Genomic DNA, 26,059 nt, shown 5'->3' on the forward strand with positions numbered 1-26,059 from the left:
GGGTAAATCCAGAGTTAGGTACTTGAACAGCTTAGCAAGCGGCGCTTCAAGCAGCGGTCACCGAGGCCAGCGCACGGCTGATGACCTCGCGCACATCATTGGACAAATCGGCCTTGGCCGCGACGCGGCGGATCGCCTCCAGCGCGGCGCTGCGGTAGGCGGGCGCCAAACTGTTCCAGCGGTCCATCACGCGGGCCAGGCGGCTGGCGATTTGCGGGTTGATCGCGTCCAGTGCCAAGACCTGCTCAGCCCAGAACACATAACCCGCTGCATCAGCGCGGTGGAAGGCGGCCGGGTTGTACATGCAGAGCGAGAAGATCAGGCTGCGCGCGCGGTTCGGGTTCTTCAGCGTGAAGTCGGCATGCTTGGCGAGTTGCTTGACGCGGGCAAAGGTCTTGCCGTCCTGCTCGGGCGCGCGGCCTTGCAGCGCAAACCATTTGTCCACCACCAGCGGGTCGTCCTTGAATAGCTCGTGGAAGCGTTCCAGCGCGCTGTCGGCCAGCTCGGCGTGAGCATTGACCAAGGCGGTCAGGGCGCCCAGGCGGTCGGTCATATTGCCGGCATCCTTGAAGCGCTGATAGGCGCGGCCCGGCCAGACCGTGTCTTGCACACGAGGCGCGTCCAGCACCAACATGCTCAGGGCCAGATTGGCCAGCGCGCGTTTGCCGCTGGAGACCGGGTCCGGCGAGTAGCCGCCCTTGACCTGGTTGGCCTCGAAGGCGCTGATCCAGTCATCGCGCAGCGCGGCGGCCAATTGCATTTGGGCGGAATCGACCGCCGCGTGAATGGCCTGCGGGTCAACGATGTCGAGTTGTTCGGCGATATAGCCTTCACCCGGCAAAGTCAGCACCAGTTCCTTGAAGGCGGCGTCCAGCTGCGGATGGCGCAGCAGGGCGCGCATCGCTTCCAAGTAGGCCTGATCAAGTTGCAGCGCGGTGCCGCTGTGCAGCGCGGCGAGGATGCGGTTCAGCCCCAAGCGCTGGCCAGCTTCCCAGCGGTTGAAGGCGTCGCTGTCATGTTGCAGCAGCACCAGCAGATCAGCGTCACTGAGGCCGTCGTCCAGAATCACCGGCGCGGAGAAGTCGCGCAGCAGCGAGGGCACCGGTGCCGTGCTGACGTTGATGAAGACAAAGCTTTGCTCGGCCTGCTCCAGCACCAGCACATGGTCGGTGCCGACTGCGGCGGCTTCGCCCTGCAAATGCAGAGGCAAGGCCTGACCCTCGGCACTCAACAGGCCCATGGCGACTGGAATCACCTGCGGCAGTTTCTCGGGCTGACCCGGCGTGGCGCGTGAGTGCTGCGTCAGCGTCAAGGTGTAGGTCTGGGCGGCAGCGTCGTAGACACCGCGCGCTTGCACATGAGGCGTGCCGGCCTGCGAGTACCAGCGCTTGAAGGCATCCAGGCGAGTCGTCAGCGCCGAGCCAGGATTGGCATCGGCGATCGCAGCGGCAAACTCATCGCAAGTGACGGCCTGGCCGTCATGGCGCTCGAAGTAGAGCTTGAGGCCGGCCTCGAAACCAGCGCGCCCGACCAGGGTCTGGTACATGCGCACAACTTCCGAGCCTTTTTCGTAGATCGTCGTCGTGTAGAAATTGTTGATTTCCACATAACTGTCTGGCCGCACAGCGTGGGCCATGGCGCCCGAGTCCTCGGGGAATTGCGCGGCGCGCAGATTGCGCACGTCCTGGATGCGGCAAACGGCGCGGGCCGAGGCGCTGCCGGCCATGTCCATGCTGAATTCCTGGTCGCGGAAGACCGTCAGGCCTTCTTTCAGCGAGAGCTGGAACCAGTCGCGGCAGGTGACGCGGTTGCCGGTCCAGTTATGGAAATACTCGTGCGCGACGATGGATTCGATGCGACCGAAGTCGGCGTCGGTGGCAGTAGCCGCAGAGGCCAGCAGCGCCGAGGTGTTGAAGATGTTCAGGCCCTTGTTTTCCATCGCGCCCATATTGAAATCGGACACGCCAACAATCATGAAGCGCTCCAGATCCAGCGGCAAATTGAAGCGCGCTTCGTCCCAGACGATGGAGGCGATCAGCGAGTTCATCGCGTGCTCGGTCTTCTCCAGATCACCGCGGCGCACATAGACCTGCAGCAAATGATCTTTGCCGGCGCGCGTGCGCACGCGCTGTTCACGCGCCACCAAGTCGCCCGCCACCAGTGCGAACAAATAGCTTGGCTTCGGGAAGGGGTCATGCCATTTGGCAAAGTGGCGGCCGTTCGGCAGGTCGCCGCTTTCCAGCAGATTGCCGTTCGACAGCAGCACCGGGTACTTGGCCTTATCGGCGCGCAGCAGCACGGTGTAGACGGCCATCACATCGGGGCGGTCCAGGAAGTAGGTGATGCGGCGGAAGCCCTCGGCCTCGCACTGCGTGAAGAAACTGCCGCCCGAGGTGTAGAGGCCGTTCAGCGTGGTGTTTTTGTCGGGCGCGCAGGTGTTGCGCAGCTCCAAGGCGAAATCGGCGTCGGGCGCGTTGTCGATCACCAACTGGTCACCGTCTTGGCGGAAGGAGACACTTTCGCCGTCGATCAACACACGCAGCACATTCAGCGCCTCGCCGTGCAGGCGCAGCGGGCCATGGGCGACGTCGCGGTTGCGCTCCAGCGCCATCTTGGCCGTCACCAGGGTCTTGGCGGGGTCCAGATCAAAGGTCAGGTCTATGGTGCGAATCCAGAACGCGGGAGCTTGGTAGTCTTCGCGGCGAATCAGGTTGGCAGTGCCTTCACGCATGGCGGGCATCCTTGGGGTGGCTTGATGGAATGAAAACCCCGCAAACAGCGCGGGGTCATTGAGGGGTTCAGAGCGAAGTACTTGAGTCCTAGGCTCAGACGCCTTGCTTCAGGCTTTCAGAGATGAAAGGGTCGAGGTCGCCGTCCAGCACTTTCTGCGTGGCCGAGGTCTCGTAGTTGGTTCTGAGATCCTTGATGCGGCTCTGATCCAGCACATAACTGCGAATCTGATGGCCCCAGCCGACATCGGTCTTGGTGTCTTCGAGCTTTTGCTGCTCTTCCATGCGCTTGCGCATTTCGAAGTCATAAAGGCGCGAGCGCAGGCGCTTCCAAGCCACATCGCGGTTGCCATGCTGGCTGCGGCCGTCCTGGCATTGCACGACGATGCCGGTCGGGATGTGGGTCAGGCGCACGGCCGAATCGGTCTTGTTGATGTGCTGACCGCCGGCGCCGGAAGCGCGGAAGGTGTCGGTGCGCACATCGGCCGGGTTGATGTCAATCTCGATCGAGTCATCGACTTCGGGGTAGACAAACAGCGAGGCAAAGCTGGTGTGGCGCCCGCCCGAGCTGTCGAACGGGCTCTTGCGCACCAGGCGATGCACGCCGGTTTCGGTGCGCAGCAGGCCGAAAGCGTACTCGCCCTCGACCTTGATGGTGGCGCTCTTGATACCGGCCACATCGCCCGGTGTTTCGTCTTCCAGCGTGGTCTTGAAGCCTTTGCGCTCGGCGTACTTCAGGTACTGGCGCAAGAGCATGCTGGCCCAGTCGCAGGCCTCGGTGCCGCCGGCTCCTGCCTGGATGTCGACAAAACAGTTCAGCGGGTCGGCCGGGTTGTTGAACATGCGGCGGAATTCCATCTGCTCGACGGTTTCCTGCAGCTTGGCCGCGTCGCCTTCGATGGCCGTCAAGCCGTCAAAGTCTTCTTCGGCCTTGCTCATCTCGAACAATTCGAGGTTGTCGGCGAGATTGCTTTCCAGGTGATTGATGGTTTCAACCACGTTCTCCAGCGTGCGCTTTTCCTTTCCCAGTTCCTGGGCGCGCTTGGGTTCGTTCCAGACGCTGGGGTTTTCTAACGCAGCATTGACTTCGTTCAGGCGCAGGGCTTTGCGGTCGTAGTCAAAGATACCCCCTTAGCGCGGCGGTCCGCGCTGTCAGATCGTTCAGGGAGACGCCAATGGCGTTGATGTGTTCGATGTCCATATTCTTTTCCTTGCGGCACCGGTCGACTGAATGCGCTGAAGTGCAGCAATTCTCGACCGTCCAGAGTTCGCTATTTTCACACGGCCGGCGCATCAGGGCTTTCAAGCTGTTGCATCGGCCGGGCTTGCGGCACACTGGCGCCCATGTTGATGCTCATCACCACCGTGAAAATGTGGGCCGAGATCGCCTTGATGGTCTTGGCTGCGCAGGCCTTGTTGGCCTTGCTGGTGCCCCAGCTGCTGGCGCGCAACCCTGTGTACCAGTTGCTGCAATGGCTGATCGCGCCCTTGCTGGCTCCTGTGCGCCGGCTGCTGCCTGAGGCCCCAGAGCCGCGCCTGCGCTGGCTGCTGGCCGCGGCCTTGGCCTTGTTGTGGCTGCTCGCGACCGGGCTCAAGCTGCGCCATTGTTTGAGCGTGGGCGTGGCGCTTTGTCAGTGAAGCCCACACATCAGATCCAATCAGAGCTGTTCAGATCCGTCCAAAGTCCGCCATGAATCCATCCACGCGCCAGCAATTCTTGCAAGACCAAGCCGCTGAGCGCGCTGCCAGCTACTGGCGGCGCTGCCGCAATTTAAGCTTTGCGCTCTTGCTGATCTGGGCGCTGGCCACCTTTGGCGGCATATTTTTTGCGCGCGAGCTGAGCTTCAGTTTTTTCGGCTGGCCTTTCAGTTTTTGGGTGGCCGCCCAAGGGCTGTTGCTGCTGTATTGCGCCTTGATTGCCTATTACGCCCGTGCCATGCGCAAGCTTGAGGCGGCCTGTCTTGATCAGTCCAAAAAGGCCGCTAGCGCGGCCGCCAGTGCCTCGGGTTGATCGTGGTGCAGCATATGGCCGGCATCCTCCAAGACTTGGCGTTGCACCGTCGGCACGACGCTCAGGCGGCTCTCAAACTCGCTGCGCGGGTAGCGACTGCCCCAGAATTTGGCTAAATCGGTGCAAGCGCCTTCGACCCAGAGCAAGGGGGCTTCTATGCGCGCCCAGGTAGCGAGGATTTCATCCTTGCGGTACAGCATGGGGTTGGCGCGTTTGTGCGCCGCGTCCGCCAGGATGTGCCAGGCGCCGTCCTCTTCGCGGGCCCAGTGCGGCGCCAGCCAGGCCGCTTTGGCTGCGCACAAACGTGGGTTGGTCTTCATCAAGCGGGCCGCCACGGCTGCCAGGTCGGGATAGCTTTTCAGTGCTTGGGGCGTCTTCAAATCATCCAGCCATTTGCCCAGCCGACCTGGCGCTTGTGCGGCCTGCGTTTCGGGCAGGCCGAAGCCTTCCAGATTGATCAGGCGGCGCACGCGAGCAGGGCGCACGCCGGCATAACTCATCACCACATTGCCACCCATGCTGTGGCCCAAGAGGTCCACCGGGCGGTCGGGGCTGACCGCGTCGAGCAAGGCGTCGAGGTCGCCCAGGTAGTCGGGGAACCAATAGGCATCGGCGCCGCTGCGCTGTGTCAGGCCGAAGCCGCGCCAGTCTATGCTGATGATTTGGCGCGCCGGCCCATCGGCCGCCTGCAGCGCATCGACAACGAACTGAAAGGACGCGCCCACATCCATCCAGCCGTGCAGCATCACCAAAAGGGGCAAGTTGGCGCCTGGCTGCTCACCCCATTGCAAAACATGGTGGCGCAGGCCGCGCAGGTCGATAAAGCGGCTTTGGTGCGGGCGGCGGGCAAGGTAGGCGGTAGCAGTCATGCGGCGCACTGTAGCCTCAGCCCATTGGCTTTGGCTGTCGGCTTTGCGACAGGCCGCGGTCCATGGGTTCGCATTTCTGCGGCCTCACCGCTGAAATTTTTAGCGGGCAGAATCGCGCCCATGACTACTTACACCATACGTCCCGCCGAAGCACGCGATGTGCCGGCCATCGTCGGCTTGATTGGCGAGTTGGCCGAGTTCGAACAACTCACTCATATGCTGGCGCTGACGGCCGACAAGCTGGAGCCTTTCCTGTTCGGCCCTAAACCGGTGATCGAGGCCTTGGTGGGTGAGATCGAGATTGACGGTCAATGGGAGGTGGTGGGCTTCGCCTTGTTCTTCACCAACTTCAGCACCTTTTTGGCCAAGCCCGGCCTGTATCTGGAAGACCTCTATGTACGTCAAGCGCACCGGCGCACCGGCTTGGGCAAGGGCTTGCTGACCCGTTTGGCGCAGATCGCCAATGAGCGCGATTACGGCCGTTTCGAGTGGAGCGTGCTCGATTGGAACGAGGACGCCATCCGCTTTTACGAGAACATGGGTGCCAGCGTCATGCCCGACTGGCGCATCTGCCGGCTCAGCGGCGATGCCTTGACGCGCTACAGGGCCTGAAGCAACCAGGCTGCTAGCTGCTCGGGCGGCCGTGCGATCAAGGCCTTTTCGCCGGCCACCACGATAGGCCGCTGCAGCAGCTGGGGGTGAGCGGCGAGGGCGGCCAAGAGCTCGGCCTCGCTCAGATCGGGGCGGGCTAGGCCCAACGCCGCGTATTCGTCCTCATTGCTGCGCAGCATGTCGCGCGCTGGCAGGCCGAGCTTGCTCTGCAGCTCGCTCAGTTCAGCCAAGGACAGCGAGGCTTTCAAGTACTCAATCACTTCCACGGTGTGGCCGCCGGCCTGCAGCAGGCTCAGCGCTTCGCGCGACTTGGAGCAACGGGGGTTGTGAATCAACTGGATGGTCATGGGCGAAGTTTAAGTCGACCAAGGGCATTCCATGAGAGCCATTCGGCCCGCCTTGGCTACCATGCCCGACTTGCTGGCGTCACAGAGAGGGCGGTAGATGAAGAAACTTTTAGGTGCTGCAGCGGATGCCTATGCCGCGCTCTACGCCGGTTTTTCGTGGGCCGTGCCCGAGTACTTCAGCCTTGCCGAAGCCTGTTGCGCCCGTTGGGCTCGCAACACGCCGGACGCGCTGGCCATTATTTTTGAGGGCGACGGTGGCTGCCGTGCCCAGTACAGCTTCGGCCAGTTGCAACGCGCCGCCAATCGTTTGAGCAATGCCTTGCAGCGCCGCGGTGTGCAGCGTGGCGACCGCGTGGCCATTTTGTTGCCACAGCGTTTTGAAACGGCGGTCGCGCACATCGGCATTAACCAGCTCGGTGCCGTGGCCCTGCCTTTGTCGCATATGTTGGGTGCGCCTGCGCTGGGCTTTAGGCTGCGTGACAGCGGCGCCGTGCTCGCGATTGCTGATGAGTCCGGCATGCCGCTCTTGCAGGCCTTGCAGCCCAGTTGCCCCGCGCTGCGCGAGTTGATCGCGGTGGGTGGCCAGCCGCAGGGCGAGCGAGAGGCGTGCTGGATGCATGCCTTGCAGGCCGAGCCGGCGCGCTTCGCAGCGGTGCAGACGCGGGCAGACGAGCCGGCGCTCTTGATCTACAGCAGCGGCACGACTGATGCAAGCGGCGACGCCAAGGGCGTGTTGGTCCCGCAGCGTGCCTTGATCGGCAATTTGAGCGGTTTTGTCGCCAGCCAGAACTGGTTTGGCTTTGACCCGGCCGATGCCGGCAAGAAGTCAGACGCGCTGTTCTGGAGCCCGGCCGATTGGGCCAGCGCAGGCGGCCTGATGAATGCCTTGTTACCGACCCTGTATTTCGGCCGGCCTATCGTCGCGCACCAAGGCCGCTTTGCGCCGGGAAAGGCTTTTGAGCTGATGCAGCGCCACGGCGTCACCCATACCGTCCTGGCCCCGGCGGACTTGGAGGCCATGCGCAAGGCGCTGCCCCAGCCGGCCAAGCGCTATGCGCTCAAGCTGCAGGCCATCGTCAGTGCGAGTGAGTGGGGTGAGGCGCGTGGCCCTGTCTGCGCGCTTGGCGAGGAGGTGTTTGCCTACTGTCAGAGCCAGCTCGGCGTGGCGGTCAATGAGGTTTTCGGGCCAGCCGAGATTAGGTATGTGCTGGGCAGTTGCAGCCGCCTCTGGCCGGCACGGCCGGGCAGCATGGGGCGGGCCTTGCCGGGCCACCGTGTGGCCGTGATTGATGAGGCGGGCCAGATCTGCGCCTCGGGCGTCAGCGGTGAAGTGGCGGTGCACAGGTGCGATATGCGGGGCGCGCCAGACCCGGCCTTCTTTCTCGGCTATTGGGGTGATCAGCTTGCCACGCAGGCCCAGTTTGCTGGCGACCCTGCTGACAGTTGGTGCCGCACCGGTGTTCGGGCGCGCCTGGACGCCGACGGCTATTTTTTCTATGAGGGGCGCAGCGGCGATCGGTGCAAATCAAGCGAGCGCGCAGTCCAAGGCCAGGCCCTGCACTGCTTGACGAGCGGTGGCAAACAGCAGCGCCTTGTGCCGCGCCTCAAGCCTCAAGCCCTTGCGGCTTGAAGGGAAGATTCAAGACTCTCCGCTGACTCGCAGGCTCAAGCTTGCGTCGGCCGGCGCCAGCAAGCGGGCCTTGTCGGGCCAGCGTTCCTGACCGGTGAGCGTCGTGCACTGCCGGCGCTCAGAAGCTGATTTTTTGGCAGCGCCGCTTTCATGGGGGTCGAGTTGTTTGGGCTCGGCGCTCAAGGCAATCGACAGCAACTGGCCGGCGGTGTTGTTGGCTTTGTTGGCGGCAGGATCGGGCCATTCCAGCTCCCAATTGGCCTGCGCGCTGCAAATTCGTACGCCCTCGGCCTGCGGGAATGCCCAGCGCAAGTACCAGGGCAAGATCTCGCTGCGCATGCTTGTCGCGGTGCCGACGATTTTTCGCACCATGGCCATATCGAGCTGCTCGGACTTGATGGTCAACAACAGCCTGCCACTCATCTTGGCCGTGCCCTTGACCAGATTGCTGGCGATTTCGGCGTCCTGGGCCTGCTCTTTGGGCAGCACCGGCAGCTCGAAGCTGCCATCGGCCTGCATGGCGATGGGGACGTATGCGTCGGCATGCATCACGGCCAGCTTGGGCACTTTCGGCAGCTGCACTTTGGGGTCCTTGGCCTCTAACTTGAACTCCAAGCGGAACAGGCCTTGGCCATAGCGTTGCACCATGCTCAAGACCTCGTTCATCTGCCGGTAAGGGCGGATGCTGCCGTCGCGCTTCATATTGACGGAAACCGATTCCAGCACCTCGGGTGCGTCTTGCGCATGGACGAGGTTTGTGGCGCAAGCGAGTGCACAAGCCAGTGAGAGCAGTTGTTGTTTGATTTTCATAGAGGGCAGTGGAAGAAGACTAAAAGGTCAATATCAACGGGCGCATTTGCCGCGTGCCTCGGCCAGCAACCAAAACGGCAGGCTCAAAATGCCCGCACCGCCGCCGGCAAATTCGCCCTTCAGGCAGTCGCCATTGCCGGCTTTCTGGATCTCCTGACCCAAACGAGCCGACTGTTCAAGCGGCGGGCCGTCGCCCATGGCTTGGGCCGCACGCTCTGACAACAGGGGCGCGCGAGTGGCCTGACGTATGGCTCGGCGCGTGGCGTCGGAGTTGATCAAAAGTGGCGGTGCGGCCTTGTCGCTGCTAGGTGCTGCGGGCGGCGCTGGCTCCATTGCCTGCGCTGCTGGGCTAGCAATGAGTTCTGCAGGAGGGGGAATAGGTGATGCAGCTAGCGTGCTCGTGATGCTGCGGCTGCGGTACCTTGCTGGCGCTATTTCCTGAACTATTGCCTGTGCAGGGCGGGGATTGTCTGGCGGTACGGGCTTGCGAGGCGCCGCTTGCGTCAGCAGACGCACTTCAATGCGCTCGGTCGTGTTGGGCTTCGGTGAAGCGTGGCGCCCCTGTGCTACCAGCAGCAGCCCAACACCCAGGTGCAGCAGGGCCAACAAAGGCAAGAGTGCCCAGCGCCGCTGTGTACCAGTATTGAAACTGCTCATGCTTGCGGCGGCAAGTTGTCCGAGGGCAATTCAGGCCCGTCTAAATAACAAAGCAGTTCGCCGGGCTGGCAATGCAGCACCTTGCAAATGGCGGCCAGCGTGTCGAAGCGCACGCCACGCACCTTGCCCGACTTGAGCAGCGACAGATTCGCCTCGGTGATGCCCACCGCTTCTGCCAACTCGCGCGAGCGCATCTTGCGCTTGGCCAGCATCACATCCAGCGTGACTTGAATCGGCATCAGACGAACTCCGCATTCTCTTGTGCCACCCGCGCTGCTTCTTGCATCACGATGCCGATGACCAAGACGGCGAGGCCAAAGCCGAAGCTGGTGAAATGCTCGAACCCTAGGCCGAGCATCAGTTGGCGTTGGCCGGGCGGATTGCCCATGGTCAGCGCCAGCACGCCCAAGGTGGTGGACATGGGCTGGGCAACGGCGTTCACCATCAGCGCCGCGCCGAGGCGACGCAGATGAGTGGCCGGGCCGGCTTTGAAAATCTCGCCGCGCCGGTAGTAGCCGAACAGGGACCAAATCTGCCAGAGCGCAAAAAGCAAGACGGCGCTCGGCAAGCAGCTACCCAGCCAGCCCCAAAAGCGACTGCCGGCGTCGAGTTGCAAAGGCGCACTCTTGCTGACCCAACTGGTGCGCGCGACCGACTCCAGCCATTCTGGCTGGCTCCACAGCAGCGCCGGGGCCAACACCAGGGCCACCGCGCCCAGCAGGCAAAAAAGCCGCACCCACCAGCTCAGCCTGCGCACGCGGGCAAGCTTGTCACTGTCTTGAGGAGGCCTTGAGTCCATGAGCATGTTTAGCTAAATTCAATAATTGTTTACTGTAAAACAATAATAAATTATTGTAAATAGCTGGCGCCCATGGATTCAGGGGGGCTCGTCAATATCCCAGTCTGGATTGATCAGCGCGAAAGTCTCGTGATCGCGCCAAGCGCCGGCGATGAATAGGTAGCGCCGGCTGAGGCCTTCATATGCAAATCCCAGGCGTTTCATCACCGCCAAGCTGGCGCGGTTCTCTGGTCGAACCGCGGCTTGCAAGCGGTGCAGGCGCACCGGCGGAGCAAACATCAACGCAATCACCGCTTGCAAGGCTTCATGCATCAGACCTTGGCCCTGCGCCTGAGCATCGATGGCATAGCCGAGCGAGGCGCTTTGAAAGGGGCCGCGGCTGACTTGGGTCACGTTGACCTTGCCGATCAGGTCGGCCGGTGCATTGAGGCGGCTGAACCAGAAGCCGAAGGCGCTGCCGGCGGCAAAGTCCTGTTCGGCCTTGTCCAAGCGAGCGCTGACGCCTTCGGGCTCGAAATAGTCGGCCGCATAAGGCGGGTCCCAAGGTGCGAAATGGGCCAGATTGCGCATCTGAAAGCCATTGACCGCCGGCGCCAGTGCGGCAGATGCGGCGCGCAGCAGCAGGCGCTCGGTGTGCAGTTGCAAGGGGACGGCGCTCATCAATTCAAATGCTCCCTTAGAAAGCTCAGCAGGTCTTGCCGCGAGGCCTCGCGCGCGGCGGCTTGGCCGCCCACATGAACGCCCGCACCGGGCTTGACGCCGTTAGGTACATCGGCACGCAGCCGCACCGGCGCCAAGGCGTCAAAGCCGTGAAAGGCGCCGGGGTAGACCTTGATCTGCGGCTTGGCCATGCCTTGGGGCTCAGACGCTTTGACCAAGGCTTCGCAAGGGGCGGCAGCTGTCCAGTCATCGCTGCCGCCGCTGAGGATCAGCAAGGGTGCCAGGGGCGCATAGCCGCGTTTCAAATCGGCCTCGCAGCCCGGGTAAAAGGCCACGGCGGCGCGCAGCTTGATGCCAAGTCCTGCCGCAGCTTGGACTTCGGCATGGCGCCTATTGCTGCTGGCCAGGACGGTGCTGCCGCCGTTGGACCAGCCCAGCAAGGCCAGGCGGGCGGGGTCGACATCCGCGCGCGCAGCCAGCCAGTGCAAGGCGCCAAAGGCGTCACGCCGGCGTTCGGTCATGGTGACGCTGCGTGTGCCGATTTTCTGGGTGCACAGCTCTTTCTCGCCACGTGGCGTCAGCGAATCCAGCACCAAGGCATGCCAGCCCTCGGCATTGAGTACGTCGATGTAATTCAGCATGCGCTCGGACAACGCGCCTTTTTTGTCATAGGGGCCGCCGCAGCCATGCAGCAGCACGACGGCGGGTGCGGGCGCCTGCGCGGCGGCCTTGCTGGGGAACCAGTGGCCTAGCAAGTTGATGGCTTGGCCCTGCGCTTGATCAAAGCTGGCGATCTCGACCTTTTCTGCCTGCGCGCTGCAGGCGCAGAGCAGCATCAGCAGACCGAGCCAGCGGGAGCGCCCTCGGCTTGAAAGGGGAAGGGAAGGAGGTGTGTGAAGCAATTGCATGGGCGCGATTATTGGCGCGAACTGAAACCGCCCAATTCCGCGCGGCCACGGCAGATCGCGCCTGTCTTCAGCAAAGCCCTCTTCGCAAGTCCTGAATTACCTGAATTTTCAGTAATTACTGAAAAATGGATAAACTTTGCGTCACGTCAAAAGCGCAGTCGCTTTTATTTGAGCCAAGGCAAGGAGTTCTACTGATGAATGCAATGAGCCCGTTGGTCCGCAGCTTTGTCGCTCACTTTGGTGAGATGGGCAGCCGCTGGGGCATCAATCGCACGGTGGGGCAAATTTATGCGCTGATATTCGTTTCGCCGCAGGCGCTCAACGCCGATGAAATTGCCGAGAACCTGGAGTTCAGCCGCTCCAATGTGTCCATGGGTCTGAAGGAGCTGCAGGCCTGGCGCTTGGTCAAGCTGCGACACCTGAGCGGTGACAGGCGCGAGTATTTCGAAGCGCCGAGCGACGCCTGGGAGATTTTCCGCACGCTGGCCGAGGAGCGCCGCCGGCGCGAGATCGAGCCAACGCTGTCCATGCTGCGCAATGCGCTGCTGGAGACGCCGACCTGCGAGGAAGACCGCGTGGCGCAAGAGCGCATGCGCGGCATGCACGATCTGATCGAGCTGATGACGACCTGGTTTGATGACATCCAGAAGATGGATTCGCAGACCTTGGGTCAGCTCATGAAGATGGGCTCCAAGGTGCAGAAGATGTTGGAGCTGCCGGGGCGCATAGGCCGCGCGGTCAGTGGCAAGTCAAACCTTGCGGAAGGCGAATGAGATGGACGCCGTCGTTCTGGCCCGCATGCAGTTTGCCGCCAACATCACTTTTCACATCCTGTTCCCGACCATCAATATTGCCTTGGCCTGGGTGCTTTTGTTCTTCCGCGCGCGCTGGTTGTTGACGCATGACGCGGCCTGGCTGAGCGCCTATCGTTTCTGGACCAAGGTGTTCGCCCTGAGCTTCGCGCTGGGCGTTGTCAGCGGCATCACGATGAGTTTTCAGTTTGGCACCAACTGGCCGGGTTTCATGGAGAAAGCCGGCAATATCGCCGGACCCTTGCTCGGCTACGAGGTGCTGACGGCCTTCTTTCTGGAAGCGAGCTTCCTGGGTGTGATGTTGTTCGGCCATGGCCGGGTCAGCGAGCGTGTGCACTTGGCCGCGACCGTGATGGTGGCCTTTGGCACGACGCTGAGCGCCTTCTGGATATTGAGCCTGAACTCCTGGATGCATACGCCGCAGGGCTTCGAGATCATCAACGGCGAATTCCATGCGCTGGATTGGTGGGCGGTGGTTTTCAACCCGTCCTTCCCCTACCGTTTGACGCACAAGTTATTGGCCTCGGGTTTGACCGTCAGCTTTTTGCTGGCCGGCGTCAGCGCCTGGCAGTTGCTCAAGGGCAAGGTGCAGCCGCACACGGCGCGGGTCTTGCGGGTCGGCCTGACGCTGGGTGCCGTACTGATCCCGCTGCAGATTCTGGTCGGCGATATGCATGGGCTCAACACCTTGAAACACCAGCCGGCCAAGATCGCGGCGATGGAAGGGGTGTGGCAGACCGAACGTGGCGCGCCGCTGCTGCTGTTCGCCTGGCCGAACGCGCAGACGCGCAGCAATGATTTCGAGATCGGCATCCCCAAGCTGGCCAGCCTGGTGCTGACGCATCATGCCGACGGCGAGATCAAGGGGCTGGATGAGTTCAAGGGTGCCCACCCTCCTGTCGCGCCCTTGTTCTTCGGCTTTCGCATCATGGTCGGCACAGGGCTGTTGATGCTGGCGTTCAGCTGGGGCGGTTTATGGCTGTACCGGCGTCGGCGCTGGGCTGCTGAAAGCCTGCCCAGAGCCTTCTTGATCGGTCTGTCCTGGATGACTTTCTCCGGCTGGCTGGCCACGATTGCCGGCTGGTATGTGACCGAAATCGGCCGTCAGCCCTTCATCGTCTATGGCCTCTTGCGTACCGCCGATGTGGCCTCCGCCGTGCCGGCGCCGATGATCGCGGCGACCTTGGCCGGCTATATCGTGCTTTACCTTGGGCTGATCATCGCCTACGTGTCGGTGATCAAGTACATGGCCGAGAAGACAGAAATCATCCACGGGAGTGCAGCATGAATACCGAAACCTGGTTGCCCTTGGTCTTCATGGGCCTGATGGGTTTGGCGCTGCTGGTGTATGTGGTGCTGGATGGTTATGACCTCGGTGTCGGGCTCTTGATGCTGGGGGCGAGTAGCGAGCACAAGGACCAGATGGTCGCCTCGATTGGCCCGTTTTGGGATGCCAACGAAACCTGGCTGGTGCTGGGCGTGGGCATCTTGCTGGTGGCCTTCCCGAAGGCGCATGGCGTGATCCTGCAAGCGCTCTACCTGCCGGTGGCGCTGATGCTCTTGGGCCTGACGCTGCGCGGTGTGGCGTTCGACTTCCGCGTCAAGGCGCAAACCCGTTGGCAGCCGCTGTGGAACCGCGCCTTCATGGCCGGTTCGGCGCTGGCCGCGCTGTCGCAGGGCTGGATGCTGGCGCGCTACATCACCGGCTTTGCGCAGGGCTGGGGCTATACCTTGTTTGCCCTCTTGATCGCGCTGGCGCTGGCCGCCGCCTATGCTTTGCTGGGTGCGGCCTGGTTGATCATGAAGGGTGAGGGCAGCTTGCAGGCGCTGGCGGTGCGGCGCGCCAAACTGGCTTGGCCGGCGGTGGTGCTGGGGCTGGCGCTGGTGTCCATCACCACACCGATGCTTAGCCAGACCGTCAGCGAGCGCTGGTTCCGGATGCCCGAGTTGATTGCGCTGCTGCCCATTCCTTTGTCGACGGCGCTGGCGCTGCTGGCTCTGCGCGCCTTGCTCAACTCACACCGCGTGCTGGGCAAGCTGTGCTGGTTGCCGTTTGCGCTGATGGTGGTGGTGATGTTGATGAGCTTCATCGGCCTGGCCTACAGCCTCTATCCCTTTGTAGTGGTCGAGCAGATGACGGTCTGGCAGGCGGCTGCGGCGCCCAAGTCCTTGCAGTTCATCCTGTGGGGCGTGGCGGGCACGGTGCCGGCCATTCTTATCTACACGGTGTTTGCCTACCGGGTGTTCTGGGGTAAGTCGGGGGAGCTGAAATACGCTTGAAACCCAGGTAGTAGTCCAGCGAAAGTCGAGGCCCACCCCCGGGCGCCGCGTTTGGAGCGCCGAAAACTGCAGTTCGTCACTCGGGGCTGGAGCAGCGACGACGATCTCGCGATACTCCGATCACAAATTTTGCTCCACAGGGGCGGGGAGTTCGCAGATGTTGTTCAGCAAAAAAGCCAGCCGACAAACGCGCCGCTTTGGTGCATCTTCCTTGTGCCTGACCCTGGCGGCGCTGGGGGCTTGCCTGGCGCCGGCCGCCCCGGCCGAGGCCAGCGAAGTTGTCAAGCTGGCTCGCTTGGTGATCACCGGCAAGCGCCTCAGTGCCATGCCGCAGCATCGGGCGGTGGCCGAGCAACTGCCACGTGTGGTGGTGCAAGGTCAGAGCGAAGGGCAGCAGAGCGATAAGCAAGTCGTGCTTTTGCGTGTTCCCGAAAGCAGACGGGCGCAATTCCAGCCCATCTGAAGGGATCGGCCTGAGGCCGATCCATAGGCTTTAGCCCCAGCTCGGTGGCTTCGGGTGCAGCCTGGCCATCGCCAAGGTGTCCACATAGGCGCCGGCACGCAGCGCGTAGGCCTTCATGCGGCCCTCTTGCTCGAAGCCAAAACTCTGATACAGCTTGATCGCACGATGGTTGTCAGCGTAGACGGTCAACTCGATCCGCAAGACCTGACCCCAGTTGTCGGCATAGTCCAGCAGCGCCGTCATCATCGCTTTGCCCACGCCCTGACCTTGCGCCCAGGGCGCCACCGAAATGCCCAAACCCATTGCATGACGGCGCCGCAGCGCCGGGCCGACAGCGAACAAACCGGCGCTGGCGGCCAACTTGCCCTCGGCGTTCAGGGCCACCAGACTCAGATCGACCTTGCCCGGGGTTGCGCCTTCTTGTAGACGAGCCTTCCATTGGTCTTCCGTGGGGTAGGGGTTTTGCAGCAGGCTCGCGAACACCTCAGGGTGGGTCATCAATTCGGCGAAGCCAGCGGCGTCGCTGATTTGGGCGCGGCGGATGGTGATCTGCATCGGAGTTCTCCTGGGTTGGGTTGCAGCCGTTGATAAAACAAAAAAGCCCGCTGGATCAGCGGGCTTTGACAGGGAGGGGTGAATGCTCTGACTTCTTGAGCCTAGGTCTGCCGCTGTTGACCAAGCTCGGGTTCTTGACGGGCCATAAATAGACCGTCCAGCGCAACGCACATCAGCATGCTGATGTTTGCGGTTAGAGTTTGGTGGGCGGCTTGCATTGGGCCAGTATGCGGGGGCCGGCAAGGCTCGGTCAAGCACTATTGAAATTTGCGGCGTGCCAACGACAATCGCCCCATCATGCCAAGACTTAGCCCTATCCCTGCAACCTCCAGCCTAGCGCCCCAACCCGATGAGGCGGCGCAGAGCGCAAGCACCCAAAGCCAGCCCAGAAAACGCGAATTGCAGCCGGCCGAGCGCTTTGCGCTGCGGGTGGGCGCAAGCACTATCGACGGACTGGGTGTGTTCGCCGAAGAGGCAATCCCCGTGCGGCGCAAGATCGGTGAATTGCGCGGCGAATCGATCTCGGTGCGCGAAGCACGGCGCCGGGCCAAGGGCAGGGCGCGTATCCACATCGTTGAAGTGTCGGAAACCCGCGCGGTCGATGCGACCGACTCGGTCACCGCGCTGCGCAATATCAACCATTGCTGCGCGCCCAATGCGGTCTTACGCATCAGCCAAGGGCGGGTCGAGTTCTATGCGCTGCGAGACATCGCGCCTGGTGAAGAGCTGACCTGCCATTACGGCGAAAGCCACCATGAAGGGCGGCTCAGCTGCCGCTGCGGTGCAGCGAACTGCAGCGGCAAACTCTAATCGCCTTGGCGTGAATCAGGACGCCAGGTTCGGCGCTTGTTGCGCCAGCTTTTGCTGCAGCCAGAAGGTGCGCAGATCCTGCACCGAGAACAGCGCGTCGTCCAGCAGCACGTCTTCGTCGACTTCTTCGTCTTCGTCGTACTGCTCATCGATATAGGCTTCGAGCTGATCGCCCGGCGGCATCGCCACCGCGGCCACACCCATCAACATCGCGTCCAGCATCTGGCCGTCGTCGCTGTCTTCGTCGAAGATGTACCAGTCGGCTTCGTTGTCCTCAACCGCCTGCATAAAGCCCTCGACCCACATCAGACCGTTCGGTGGCAATTGCTCAATTTGCTCGGCCGTCAGCACGCCTTGGCTCAAGAGGCCGGCCTTGGTGGCTTCGTCAAACTCGGTGATCAGCGGCTCGATCAGCAGCGCTTCCGGGTCGGCGCCGAGTGCGACCGGCTCCAGGCTCAGGGTGATCTCGTTCCAGCGCTCATGCAGCACGGTCATGAATTCTTCGGTGACGTCTTGCTCGTCGAGCTCATCGGCCCAGTCGTCGCCAAACAAGGCGTCCATCGCCTCCAGCGGGCCGGCATCGGTCGGGCCGACGATCAAGGCGGTCAGGTAGCCGTCCAGCGTATCGATTGGCACCGCGTCCTCGTCTTCGGGCGTGTTGGCGGCCAGCATTTGCAAGAGTGCAGCCAGGCGTTCGGCGTTGGCGTGGTCAATCGTGGTGTCGCTCATGGCGGACTCCTGAAGAAGGGGAAAGGGAACAAGAAGAAAAAGGGCCCTTGGGGTTGTTCCCGAGGGCCCTTGTCAGATGCATGGTACTTAAATCAGAGTTTGCCTGCCACCCAGGTGGTGACGCTGGCCAATGCGGCCGGCAGCGCTGCCGGCTGCGTGCCGCCGGCCATCGCCAGATCGGCCTTGCCGCCGCCCTTGCCGCCGCACTGCTGGGCGACAAAATTGACCAACTCGCCGGCTTTGAAGCCTTTGGCCATATGGTCGGCTGTCACGCCGGCCGCCAAATTGACCTTGTCGCCATCAACCGCGCCCAGCACGATCACGGCCGACTGCATCTTGTCGCGCAGCTTGTCGATGGTTTCGCGCAGGGTCTTGGCGTCGGCACCGCTCAAGGTTGCCGTCAGCACCTTGATGCCTTGAACGTCCACGGCCTGACTCAGCAATTCATTGCTCTGCGCCGAGGCCAGCCGGCTCTTGGCGGCGGCGAGGTCTTTCTCCAGCGACTTGACCTGGTCCAGCACCGCGTGCAGACGCGTTTCCAGCTCGGCCGGCGCGGTCTTCAAGGCCTGCGCGGCGCGGCCGACGGTGTTTTCCAGTTCCTGGCAATAAGCCAAGGCGTTGTCGCCGGTGACGGCTTCAATCCGGCGCACGCCGGCGGCCACACCACCTTCGCTGACGATCTTGAACAGGCCGATATCGCCGCTGGCCTTGACGTGCGTGCCGCCGCAGAGTTCCTTGGAACTGCCGATGGTCAACACGCGCACGGTCTCGCCGTATTTCTCGCCAAACAGCATCATCGCGCCGCTCTTTTGCGCGTCGTCCAGCGCCATCACTTCGGCGGAGGCCGAGGCGTTGGCCAGTACTTCGGCGTTGACGATAGACTCGATCTTGGCGATCTCTTCGGGCGTCACGGGAGCGTTGTGCGCAAAGTCAAAGCGGGTGCGCTCGGCATTCACCAGCGAGCCCTTTTGCTGCACATGGCTGCCCAGCACTTCGCGCAAGGCCTTGTGCATCAAATGGGTGGCGCTGTGGTTGCGCACGCTCTTGACCCGCAGCTCGGCGTCGACCTTGGCCGTGAACACATCACCGACCGTGACCGCGCCTTCGAGCACGCGGCCATGGTGGCCGAACACATCGGCCTGGATCTTCAGCGTGTCTTCCACGGCGAAGCGGCTCGTCGGGTTGCGCAGTTCACCCGCGTCACCGGCCTGGCCGCCGCTCTCGGCATAGAAAGGCGTGTGATCCAGCACCACCACCGCATCGTCACCGGCCTTGGCCGAAGTGACGCTTGCGCCATCGATATAAACGGCCGTGACCTTGGATGTCTCGCAGACCAGGTGCTCGTAGCCGTGGAAGGCCGTCGGCACGCCGGCATAGGCGAGGCCTTGCGCCATCTTGAACTTGCCGGCCGCGCGGGCCTGCGTGCGCTGGCGGGCCATCGCGGCATCGAAGCCGGCCTGGTCGACCGTGACGTTACGCTCGCGGCAGACGTCGGCGGTCAGGTCGACGGGGAAGCCGAAAGTGTCATGCAGCTTGAAGGCCAACTCGCCGTCGAGTTGCTTCAGTTCTGGCGTCAAAGCACCTTCCAAGATTTCCATGCCATTGGCAATGGTCTGGAAGAAGCGCTCTTCTTCCTGGCGCAACACCTCGGTCACGCGGGCTTGCGCCTGGCGCAACTCAGGGTAGGCGTCGCCCATTTGGTTGACCAACTCGGGCACGATCTTGTGGAAGAAGGTGGTGCGGGCACCGAGCTTGTAGCCGTGGCGGATGGCGCGCCGCGCGATGCGGCGCAGCACATAACCGCGACCTTCATTGCCGGGGATGATGCCGTCCACGATGGTGAAGGAGCAAGCGCGGATATGGTCGGCGATGACCTTCAACGAGGCGCTGTCTTTGTCGCAGTCCAGCGCGCCGGCTTCGTCGACGGCCTTCTTGGCCGCTTCGAGCAGCGCCGAGAAGGTGTCGATCGAATAGTTCGAATGCACATGTTGCAGCACCGCCGCCAAGCGCTCCAGGCCCATGCCGGTGTCGACCGAGGGCTTGGGCAGCTTGTGCATCACACCGTCTTCGGTGCGGTTGAACTGCATGAAGACGTTGTTCCAGATCTCGATATAGCGGTCGCCGTTCTCGTCCGGGCTGCCGGGTGGGCCGCCGGCCACTTCGGGGCCATGGTCGAAGAAGATCTCGGTGCACGGGCCGCATGGCCCGGTGTCGCCCATCATCCAGAAGTTGTCGCTCAGGTAGCGGCCGCCCTTGTTGTCGCCGATGCGCACGATGCGCTCTGCGGGCACGCCGACCTTCTTGTTCCAGATCTCATAGGCCTCGTCGTCCTCGGCGTAGACCGTCACCCAGAGCTTTTCGGCCGGCAGGTGGAAGTGCTCGGTCAGCAGCTCCCAGGCGTAGGCAATCGCGTCTTCCTTGAAATAGTCGCCGAAGCTGAAGTTGCCCAGCATCTCGAAGAAGGTGTGGTGGCGCGCGGTGTAGCCGACGTTGTCGAGGTCGTTGTGCTTGCCGCCGGCGCGGATGCACTTCTGGCTGGTGGTGGCGCGGCTGTAGGCGCGCTTGTCGAAGCCCAGGAACACGTCCTTGAACTGGTTCATGCCGGCGTTGGTGAACAGCAGCGTCGGGTCATCGCCGGGCACGACCGGGCTGGAGGCGACGATCTGGTGACCCTTGCTCTCGAAGAACTTCAGAAAGGTCGAACGGATTTCTGCTGCTTTCATTCCCGGGGGGCTTTCTGCTGTAACCGCGCTTGTTGGCGCAGTAAATGCTTGATTTTTGGAGCTTTTGATTATAAGGGCGGGGGTCGCCCTTGCCGCGAAGAGGCGGCGGCAAAGAGCGGTTAGAGTGCGAACTCAAGACCTTCGATTTAGGAGATAGACAGATGACAAACAACAACAGCTCCCCGTTGGCCGCCCTGGATGACGCCAGCCTTTTGCGTACGCAGGCGCTGATCAATGGCGAATGGGTGGCCGGCAGCGCTCAGTTCGGCGTCACCGACCCGGCCACCGGTGCCTTGCTGGCCGAGGTGGCCAATCTCGGTGCGGCCGAGGCCGAAGCTGCGATTGCCGCCGCCAACAATGCGCTAGGCCCCTGGCGTGCCAAAACCGCCAAGGAGCGCGGCGCCATCCTGATGCGCTGGCAGCAATTGCTGATCAAGCATGCCGATGACTTGGCCCGCATCATGACGGCCGAGCAGGGCAAGCCGCTGGCCGAAGCGCGCGGCGAGGTGGTCTACGGCGCCAGCTTCATCGAATGGTTTGCCGAGGAAGGCAAGCGCATCTACGGGGAAACCATCCCGACCACTGACAACAACAAACGCTACCTCGTCATCAAGCAGGCCATGGGCGTCTGCGCGGCGATCACTCCCTGGAACTTCCCCGTCGCAATGATCACGCGCAAGGTGGCTCCGGCCTTGGCCGCAGGATGCACGGTGGTGATCAAGCCGGCCGAGGCGACGCCGCTGTCGGCGCTGGCCGTGGCCGAGTTGGCGCAGCGCGCCGGCATGCCGGCCGGGGTATTGAATGTGCTGACGGCCGATGCCGACAACTCGGTGGCCATCGGCCATGTGCTGTGCGACAGCGATGTGGTGCGGCATTTGTCCTTCACCGGATCGACCGAGGTCGGCCGCATTCTGGCCCGCCAATGTGCGCAGACGGTCAAGAAGCTGTCTCTGGAGTTGGGCGGCAATGCGCCCTTCATCGTGTTCGATGATGCCGACCTGGACAGTGCGGTCGAGGGTGCCATCGCCAGCAAATACCGCAATGCCGGCCAGACCTGTGTCTGCGCCAATCGCTTCTACGTGCAGGCTGGCGTGTATGACGCTTTCATCGAAAAACTGGCCGCCAAGGTGGGCGGCTTGAAGCTGGGCAATGGCTTCGAGGCCGGCGTCAATGTCGGTCCTTTGATCGATGAGGCGGCAATGGCCAAGGTTGAGTCCCATGTGGCCGACGCGCTGGCGCTGGGTGCTCGCTTGGTGGCGGGTGGGCAGCGCTCGGTCACTCAGGGTGCGCAATTCTTTGAGCCGACCCTGCTCGCCGACGTCACGCCTTTGATGCTGTGCTCGCGCGAGGAAACCTTCGGCCCGGTGGCGCCGGTGTTCAAGTTCACGACCGAGGCAGAAGTGGTGGCCTTGGCCAACAACACCGAGTTCGGTCTGGCCAGTTACTTCTATAGCCGCGACATTGGCCGGGTGTTCCGCGTCGGCGAGGCGCTGGAATACGGCATGGTGGGCATCAACACAGGCCTGATTGCCACGGCGGAAGTGCCATTTGGCGGTGTCAAGCAAAGCGGCTTGGGCCGCGAGGGCGCGCATCAAGGCGTCGACGATTATGTGGAGATCAAGTACCTCTGCCTGGGCGATATCAACAAGTAATGCTTGATTGATCGTTGAACGAAAAAGAGGTCCCGCGAGGGGCCTCTTTCATGTGCGCTAGCCACCTGGATGGTGGCTTACTTGCTGCGTTAGCCCAGTCGCTTGTATCGCGCCTGGGCCTTCGGTAGCCACGAGTACCTTCCGGTACTCGTGTGCGACCTCAGAACTCGTAGCGCAGCGTGACTTGAACCGCCCACTGCGACTCGCCCTTGGTCTGGCGAGTTTCGTAGTCGTCGACGTTGAGAACGCTGTAGACATACTTGCCGTTTTCCATACCGGCGAAGTTCACGAAACCGCGACGATTGCCGCCTGCTCCGCCACCGGCAGTGAAGGGGATCTCGTCGATATGGCCCCACTTCTTGTTCAGCATATTGCCGAAGTTGAGCATGTCGACGGTGAACACACCCTTCTGGTTGCCGAAGAAACCAGGCACTTCCTGGCTCAGGCGCAAGTCAAAGGTATTGGCGAACTTGGACTTGGCGGTGTTGCGGCCGATCACGCCGCCCTTGGCCGAGCTGAGGTCCGAATTGCTGTCCACAACTTCCCAGAACTTGGCTTCGGCAGCAGCGCCGGACGCGGCCACGGTTTGGCCAGGCAGGCGGAACAGCACCTCACCCGAACCCGGGGCCTTGGGGATGTACATCAGATCATTGCCGCTGTAGCCGTCGCCGTTCATATCGTTCTTGAAGGTCCAGCTGTAGGGCTTGCCGGCACGGCCTTCGTAGAAAACGCCGAAGGTCGTGCGGTACTTGCCAACCAGGGCCTGCGACCAGTTCAAGGAGCCGTTGAAACGGTCTTTGATCAGGGACGAAGAGGTCGAGTTGACTTCTTCGTTCGGATTGAAGACCGCACGGTTGGAGTAGTTTGAGCCCGAGGTCGAGGAGGTCAGCGGGCTGACTTCCTTGGCGTTGGTGCGGGTGTAGGCAGCCTGCCAGCCCCAGCCCAGATTCTGCTGCGACAAGCTCAAGGTCAGGGCGTCGCCGCCGCCTTGCGATGTGCGTTCGGCCAGCAAGACATTGCCCCACTTGGTGTCACGCAAAGCCTTGGCGTTAGCGCCGCAACCGGTCGTCACGGTGGAACCTCCGGCCGTCCAGCAGCCGGTGCTCAAGCCCTTGGCGTCGTAATACAGCTCGCGGCCATCGACACCCTTGACGGCACTTGGCGCACCCAGATTCAGATGCTTGTAGAAAATGGCATCTTGCGTCTTGGTGTGCAGCCACTCGGCGCCAGCCACCAGGCCAGCCCAAGGCAGTTCGGTGTCCAGGGCCAGGTTCATCTTCCAGACCGAAGGCTGCTTCAACTCGCTGGAGATGAAGTCGATATTGGCCGCCGGTGGCACACCGTTGATCTCTTGCTGCTTGGCCGGGTCGGCATTGAACTTGACCGTGTTGCAAGGCACGGTGGTCGCGCCGCAGCTGAAGCTGGCCGTCGCCATGCCGGTGTTCGAGAAGGGGTTGGACAGCCAGACATTGGCCGCCGCACCCTGGAACAAGCCGAAGCCGCCGCGCAGTTGTGCCTTCTTCTTCTCTAGGCCGGCAAAGGCGTAGTTGAAGCCCACACGGGGCTGGAACAGGGTTTGCCCGTCGATGGTCTGGCGGTTGTCATAGCCAAACTTGGTCAACGCGGCCTGATTGAACAGCGGGCTGTCGCCAGTCTTGGCCATGTCCAAGCGCACGCCGCCGGTGACGGTCAGCTGATCGGTGACCGTCCAGGTGTCCTGTGCGAACAGACCGATGTTTTGCAGCGTCCAGTTGGCTGCGCCGCTGTCGATCGTGTTGCCGTTCAAAGGCAGCTGCACGCTGTAGGACGAGGGCACACCGGCACTCCACAAAGCAGCCGGATCGGTGCCTCGGAAGCTGTAAGTACCCTTGGTGTTTTGCAAGAAGGCGTTAAAAGTGTCGTTGGACGAGTAGTCGCCGCCGAACTTCATTTCATGGTCGCCCTTGACCCAGTTGCCGGCCAGATAGGCGTCCAGCGTCTTGGTGTGCAACTCGTTGAAATGGCGGCTGTTCTCGGTACCGAAGAACAGCGTGCGATCGTTTTGGTAGATGCCGCCGGCCTTTGGATCGCCCGGGTAGACCAGTGCGATCTGCGGAAGATTCGCGTTATTGGTCGGCGTGCTGTCGTACTTGCGGTTGGACAGTTTGAACTCGGTCGAGAAGTCCGGCGTCCAGTCGGCGAACCATTGGCCGACGACGGTCTCGATCTCCTTCTTCTGGCTCCACCAGTAGCTGCTCATCGACAGCGCCGTCGAGCCGAAGCCGGCAAAAGTCGGCTCGGCTTGCTCGGTCTTGGCGTAACGCAGGCTGGCGCGGTGCTGGGCGTTGATATTCCAGTCCAGCTTCAGCAAATAGTCCTTGACCGCCAGCTCGGTGCCGGCCGGGATGTCGGAGCTGCCGATATCGATGCCGTAGGTGTCCTTGGCCACCTTTTGAGCCGCTGCGATCTGTGCGGGCGTGATGCCCACATTGGTCATGGCACTGCCTACCGGGCCATAGGCCGGCGCGGCGCGGGTGCTCTTCAGCTCTTCATAGCTGCCGAAGAAGAACAGCGTGTCCTTGATGATGGGGCCACCGAGCGTGAAGCCCTTGGTGTCTTCCTTGAAGGTTGGCGGGTCAAAGAAGGTGTCCTTGACGCGGTCATAGCGCTTGCCGGCCATATTGTCATCACGGTAGACGTAATAGACGCTGCCCTTGAACTCGTTGGTGCCGGACTTGGTGACCGCATTGATGTTGGCGCCGGTGTAACCCTGCTGCGTGACATCGTAGTTAGAGATGTTGACCTGCACCGCCTGGATCGCATCGATCGAGATCGGCTGCTTGGCCGTCGGCATATTGTTGGCTTCCAAACCGAAGGTGTCGTTGGTGCGCACGCCGTCGATGGTCAGCGAGTTGAAGCGGGTGTTCTGGCCCAGGGCCGAGATTTCACCGCGCTCTTTGTCCGTCTGTGCCACGCGTGGGTCGGAGCGGGCATAGTCCTGCAGATTGCGCGCGATCGAAGCTTGAGCCTCCAGTTCTTTGCGGCCGATGCTGGTGCCGGCACCCATGGAGGCCGAGTTGAAGCGGCTGGAAGCGGCTGTGCCGGCGACCACCACGGTGCTCAGCTGCTGGGCGCCCAGCGTCAGGTCAATGGCTTGGTTTTCGGCCAGTTGCAGATAGATCGCTTCGCGGACGACCTTGTCATCGCCTTTGATCACGGTGATGGTGTAGGGGCCACCCACGCGCAGGCCGCGGACCGAGTAGCGGCCATCGGCATCGGTGACTAAATTGTTGACCGAGCCGGACTCTTGGTGCGCGATGACAACGTTTGCGCCGGCGACCGGTTTACCTTCTGCTGTCGTAACGCGGCCGCTGACGGCTGAGCTGGTGTTTTGCGCCATGGCTGGCGCTGTTGCCACGATGGCAATCGTGGATATGGCGACGCAGACCGCCGTCCGGGAAAACTCTGACCAAGCCCTGTTGCTCATCGAAAACTCCTAAAAAAACCGCAAATACGCGAAAAAATCCATTGATAAAACTGTACACCGGAGCAGTGCGCAAACGTTTACTTGCTTTTCAAATGCGCGCTCCCGCCACATTGAAGAAAGCCCGCCTTGCCAAAACCCGGGTCTTGTGCCTGCCAGATCAGATGCTGCTAAAACGCAGGCAGCGGAAGTAGTAAACGTTTGCGCAAGCCGATTCCAGCAAGTTTTGTGCCTGTTGCTGCCATTGGATGCCGATTGGACTGCTGACTCCAATCGGAACTCACCAAGCCGCTTGCGCATCAAGCGGCCGCGATAGGCGTAAAAAACGCCACACGCATACAAACCGAAATCCACAAAATACGGGCGTCAGTGTGCCGGCCCAATATGCATGCTCTGTGACAGTTGTGGATGGATTTGGATTTTGTAGCGTCAGTGCGACAGGGGATGCAGGTCAGGGCCTTGTCCTTGTTCCTGCGCGTGGCGCTCGAGTGCGGAGTCCGGCCGGCGTTAAGATCCGCCGCCCTGAACCCGTTCAGCCTG

25 protein-coding genes are annotated in these 26,059 nt (G+C 62.2%); 11 read left to right on the forward strand and 14 right to left on the reverse strand.

Annotation, left to right across the window (positions count from 1 at the left end; genetic code table 11):
* Positions 1–46 precede the first annotated feature (46 nt).
* Positions 47–2,731: an aminopeptidase N gene (gene pepN / locus LNV08_RS01215; RefSeq protein ID WP_263531830.1), complete on the reverse strand. Its 2,685-nt coding sequence runs from the start codon at positions 2,729–2,731 to the stop codon at positions 47–49.
* 94 nt (positions 2,732–2,825) lie between these two features.
* Positions 2,826–3,930, reverse strand: a protein-coding gene (prfB, locus tag LNV08_RS01220; protein ID WP_263531831.1) for a peptide chain release factor 2 whose coding sequence is annotated in 2 segments (ribosomal slippage) — positions 2,826–3,848 and positions 3,850–3,930 — 1,104 coding nt in all. Because the reading frame shifts where the segments join, the coding sequence is not laid out codon by codon here.
* A 143-nt stretch (positions 3,931–4,073) separates the two neighbouring features.
* Here prfB and LNV08_RS01225 point away from each other — a divergent pair.
* Together LNV08_RS01225 and LNV08_RS01230 are read left to right on the forward strand one after the other, a co-directional pair.
* Entirely contained in the window at positions 4,074–4,367 is a 294-nt protein-coding gene (locus LNV08_RS01225) for a hypothetical protein (protein ID WP_263531832.1), read from the forward strand.
* A 52-nt stretch (positions 4,368–4,419) separates the two neighbouring features.
* Positions 4,420–4,740, forward strand: a complete 321-nt coding sequence (locus LNV08_RS01230; RefSeq protein WP_263531833.1) for a DUF4212 domain-containing protein — start codon at positions 4,420–4,422, stop codon at positions 4,738–4,740.
* Here the strand turns inward: LNV08_RS01230 and LNV08_RS01235 are convergent.
* Positions 4,695–5,609 (reverse strand): alpha/beta fold hydrolase, encoded by a 915-nt coding sequence (locus LNV08_RS01235; protein ID WP_263531834.1) that lies wholly within the window; start codon positions 5,607–5,609, stop codon positions 4,695–4,697. The genes LNV08_RS01230 and LNV08_RS01235 overlap by 46 nt on opposite strands.
* Positions 5,610–5,729: 120 nt before the next feature.
* Between LNV08_RS01235 and LNV08_RS01240 the strand changes: the two genes are divergently transcribed.
* Positions 5,730–6,221: a GNAT family N-acetyltransferase gene (locus LNV08_RS01240; protein ID WP_263531835.1), complete on the forward strand. Its 492-nt coding sequence runs from the start codon at positions 5,730–5,732 to the stop codon at positions 6,219–6,221.
* On the opposite strand, the gene arsC is transcribed toward LNV08_RS01240, so the two are convergent.
* Positions 6,209–6,568: an arsenate reductase (glutaredoxin) gene (gene arsC, locus LNV08_RS01245; protein WP_263531836.1), complete on the reverse strand. Its 360-nt coding sequence runs from the start codon at positions 6,566–6,568 to the stop codon at positions 6,209–6,211. The genes LNV08_RS01240 and arsC overlap by 13 nt on opposite strands.
* A gap of 97 nt (positions 6,569–6,665) precedes the next feature.
* On the opposite strand from arsC, the gene LNV08_RS01250 reads away from it, so the two are divergent.
* Positions 6,666–8,198 carry an acyl-CoA synthetase gene (locus tag LNV08_RS01250; RefSeq protein ID WP_263531837.1) on the forward strand — a complete coding sequence of 511 codons (1,533 nt, stop codon included), beginning with the start codon at positions 6,666–6,668 and terminating at the stop codon, positions 8,196–8,198.
* Between the two features lie 9 nt (positions 8,199–8,207).
* Here LNV08_RS01250 and LNV08_RS01255 read toward each other — a convergent pair whose 3' ends face one another.
* The 6 genes from LNV08_RS01255 to LNV08_RS01280 form a co-directional block, all read right to left on the reverse strand.
* Positions 8,208–9,008, reverse strand: a complete 801-nt coding sequence (locus LNV08_RS01255; RefSeq protein ID WP_263531838.1) for a hypothetical protein — start codon at positions 9,006–9,008, stop codon at positions 8,208–8,210.
* A 33-nt stretch (positions 9,009–9,041) separates the two neighbouring features.
* The gene (locus LNV08_RS01260; RefSeq protein WP_263531839.1) at positions 9,042–9,665 is read right to left on the reverse strand and encodes a hypothetical protein; all 624 of its coding nucleotides are present in this window, start codon (positions 9,663–9,665) and stop codon (positions 9,042–9,044) included.
* Positions 9,662–9,904, reverse strand: coding sequence for a helix-turn-helix domain-containing protein (locus LNV08_RS01265; protein ID WP_263531840.1), 243 nt, complete (start codon positions 9,902–9,904; stop codon positions 9,662–9,664). The genes LNV08_RS01260 and LNV08_RS01265 overlap by 4 nt, the downstream gene beginning before the upstream one ends.
* The gene (locus LNV08_RS01270; protein WP_263531841.1) at positions 9,904–10,464 is read right to left on the reverse strand and encodes a DUF2975 domain-containing protein; all 561 of its coding nucleotides are present in this window, start codon (positions 10,462–10,464) and stop codon (positions 9,904–9,906) included. The genes LNV08_RS01265 and LNV08_RS01270 overlap by 1 nt, the downstream gene beginning before the upstream one ends.
* A 78-nt stretch (positions 10,465–10,542) precedes the next feature.
* The gene (locus LNV08_RS01275; protein ID WP_263531842.1) at positions 10,543–11,124 is read right to left on the reverse strand and encodes a GNAT family N-acetyltransferase; all 582 of its coding nucleotides are present in this window, start codon (positions 11,122–11,124) and stop codon (positions 10,543–10,545) included.
* A complete protein-coding gene (locus LNV08_RS01280; protein WP_263531843.1) occupies positions 11,124–11,960 on the reverse strand; it encodes a dienelactone hydrolase family protein in 837 nt (278 codons plus the stop codon). The genes LNV08_RS01275 and LNV08_RS01280 overlap by 1 nt, the downstream gene beginning before the upstream one ends.
* Before the next feature lie 57 nt (positions 11,961–12,017).
* Between LNV08_RS01280 and LNV08_RS01285 the strand changes: the two genes are divergently transcribed.
* The 5 genes from LNV08_RS01285 to LNV08_RS01305 all read left to right on the forward strand — a co-directional run bounded on the left by LNV08_RS01285 (position 12,018) and on the right by LNV08_RS01305 (position 15,587).
* Positions 12,018–12,227, forward strand: coding sequence for a hypothetical protein (locus LNV08_RS01285; RefSeq protein WP_263531844.1), 210 nt, complete (start codon positions 12,018–12,020; stop codon positions 12,225–12,227).
* Entirely contained in the window at positions 12,227–12,805 is a 579-nt protein-coding gene (locus tag LNV08_RS01290; protein ID WP_263531845.1) for a GbsR/MarR family transcriptional regulator, read from the forward strand. The genes LNV08_RS01285 and LNV08_RS01290 overlap by 1 nt, the downstream gene beginning before the upstream one ends.
* A gap of 1 nt (position 12,806) precedes the next feature.
* On the forward strand, positions 12,807–14,132 hold the full coding sequence (locus tag LNV08_RS01295; RefSeq protein WP_263531846.1) for a cytochrome ubiquinol oxidase subunit I: 1,326 nt from the start codon (positions 12,807–12,809) through the stop codon (positions 14,130–14,132).
* Positions 14,129–15,124, forward strand: coding sequence for a cytochrome d ubiquinol oxidase subunit II (locus LNV08_RS01300; RefSeq protein ID WP_263531847.1), 996 nt, complete (start codon positions 14,129–14,131; stop codon positions 15,122–15,124). Before LNV08_RS01295 ends, LNV08_RS01300 begins: the two co-directional genes overlap by 4 nt.
* 157 nt (positions 15,125–15,281) lie before the next feature.
* A complete protein-coding gene (locus LNV08_RS01305) occupies positions 15,282–15,587 on the forward strand; it encodes a hypothetical protein (protein WP_263531848.1) in 306 nt (101 codons plus the stop codon).
* 30 nt (positions 15,588–15,617) lie between these two features.
* Here the strand turns inward: LNV08_RS01305 and LNV08_RS01310 are convergent, their stop codons facing one another.
* Positions 15,618–16,142 (reverse strand): GNAT family N-acetyltransferase, encoded by a 525-nt coding sequence (locus LNV08_RS01310; RefSeq protein ID WP_263531849.1) that lies wholly within the window; start codon positions 16,140–16,142, stop codon positions 15,618–15,620.
* A 297-nt stretch (positions 16,143–16,439) separates the two neighbouring features.
* Between LNV08_RS01310 and LNV08_RS01315 the strand changes: the two genes are divergently transcribed.
* A complete protein-coding gene (locus tag LNV08_RS01315) occupies positions 16,440–16,952 on the forward strand; it encodes an SET domain-containing protein (RefSeq protein WP_263531850.1) in 513 nt (170 codons plus the stop codon).
* 15 nt (positions 16,953–16,967) lie between these two features.
* Here LNV08_RS01315 and LNV08_RS01320 read toward each other — a convergent pair whose 3' ends face one another.
* Together LNV08_RS01320 and alaS are read right to left on the reverse strand one after the other, a co-directional pair.
* Positions 16,968–17,681: a UPF0149 family protein gene (locus tag LNV08_RS01320; protein WP_263531851.1), complete on the reverse strand. Its 714-nt coding sequence runs from the start codon at positions 17,679–17,681 to the stop codon at positions 16,968–16,970.
* Between the two features lie 92 nt (positions 17,682–17,773).
* A complete protein-coding gene (alaS, locus tag LNV08_RS01325) occupies positions 17,774–20,404 on the reverse strand; it encodes an alanine--tRNA ligase (protein ID WP_263531852.1) in 2,631 nt (876 codons plus the stop codon).
* 161 nt (positions 20,405–20,565) lie between these two features.
* Here alaS and LNV08_RS01330 point away from each other — a divergent pair, with 161 nt between their 5' ends.
* The gene (locus LNV08_RS01330; RefSeq protein WP_263531853.1) at positions 20,566–22,056 is read left to right on the forward strand and encodes an NAD-dependent succinate-semialdehyde dehydrogenase; all 1,491 of its coding nucleotides are present in this window, start codon (positions 20,566–20,568) and stop codon (positions 22,054–22,056) included.
* Positions 22,057–22,216: 160 nt separating this feature from the next.
* On the opposite strand, the gene LNV08_RS01335 is transcribed toward LNV08_RS01330, so the two are convergent.
* Positions 22,217–25,453, reverse strand: coding sequence for a TonB-dependent receptor (locus LNV08_RS01335; RefSeq protein WP_318014078.1), 3,237 nt, complete (start codon positions 25,451–25,453; stop codon positions 22,217–22,219).
* Positions 25,454–26,059: the final 606 nt, after the last annotated feature.

Source organism: Paucibacter sp. TC2R-5 (assembly GCF_025717605.1).
In the GTDB taxonomy this organism is placed as follows: Bacteria; Pseudomonadota; Gammaproteobacteria; order Burkholderiales; family Burkholderiaceae_C; genus Paucibacter_A; species Paucibacter_A albus.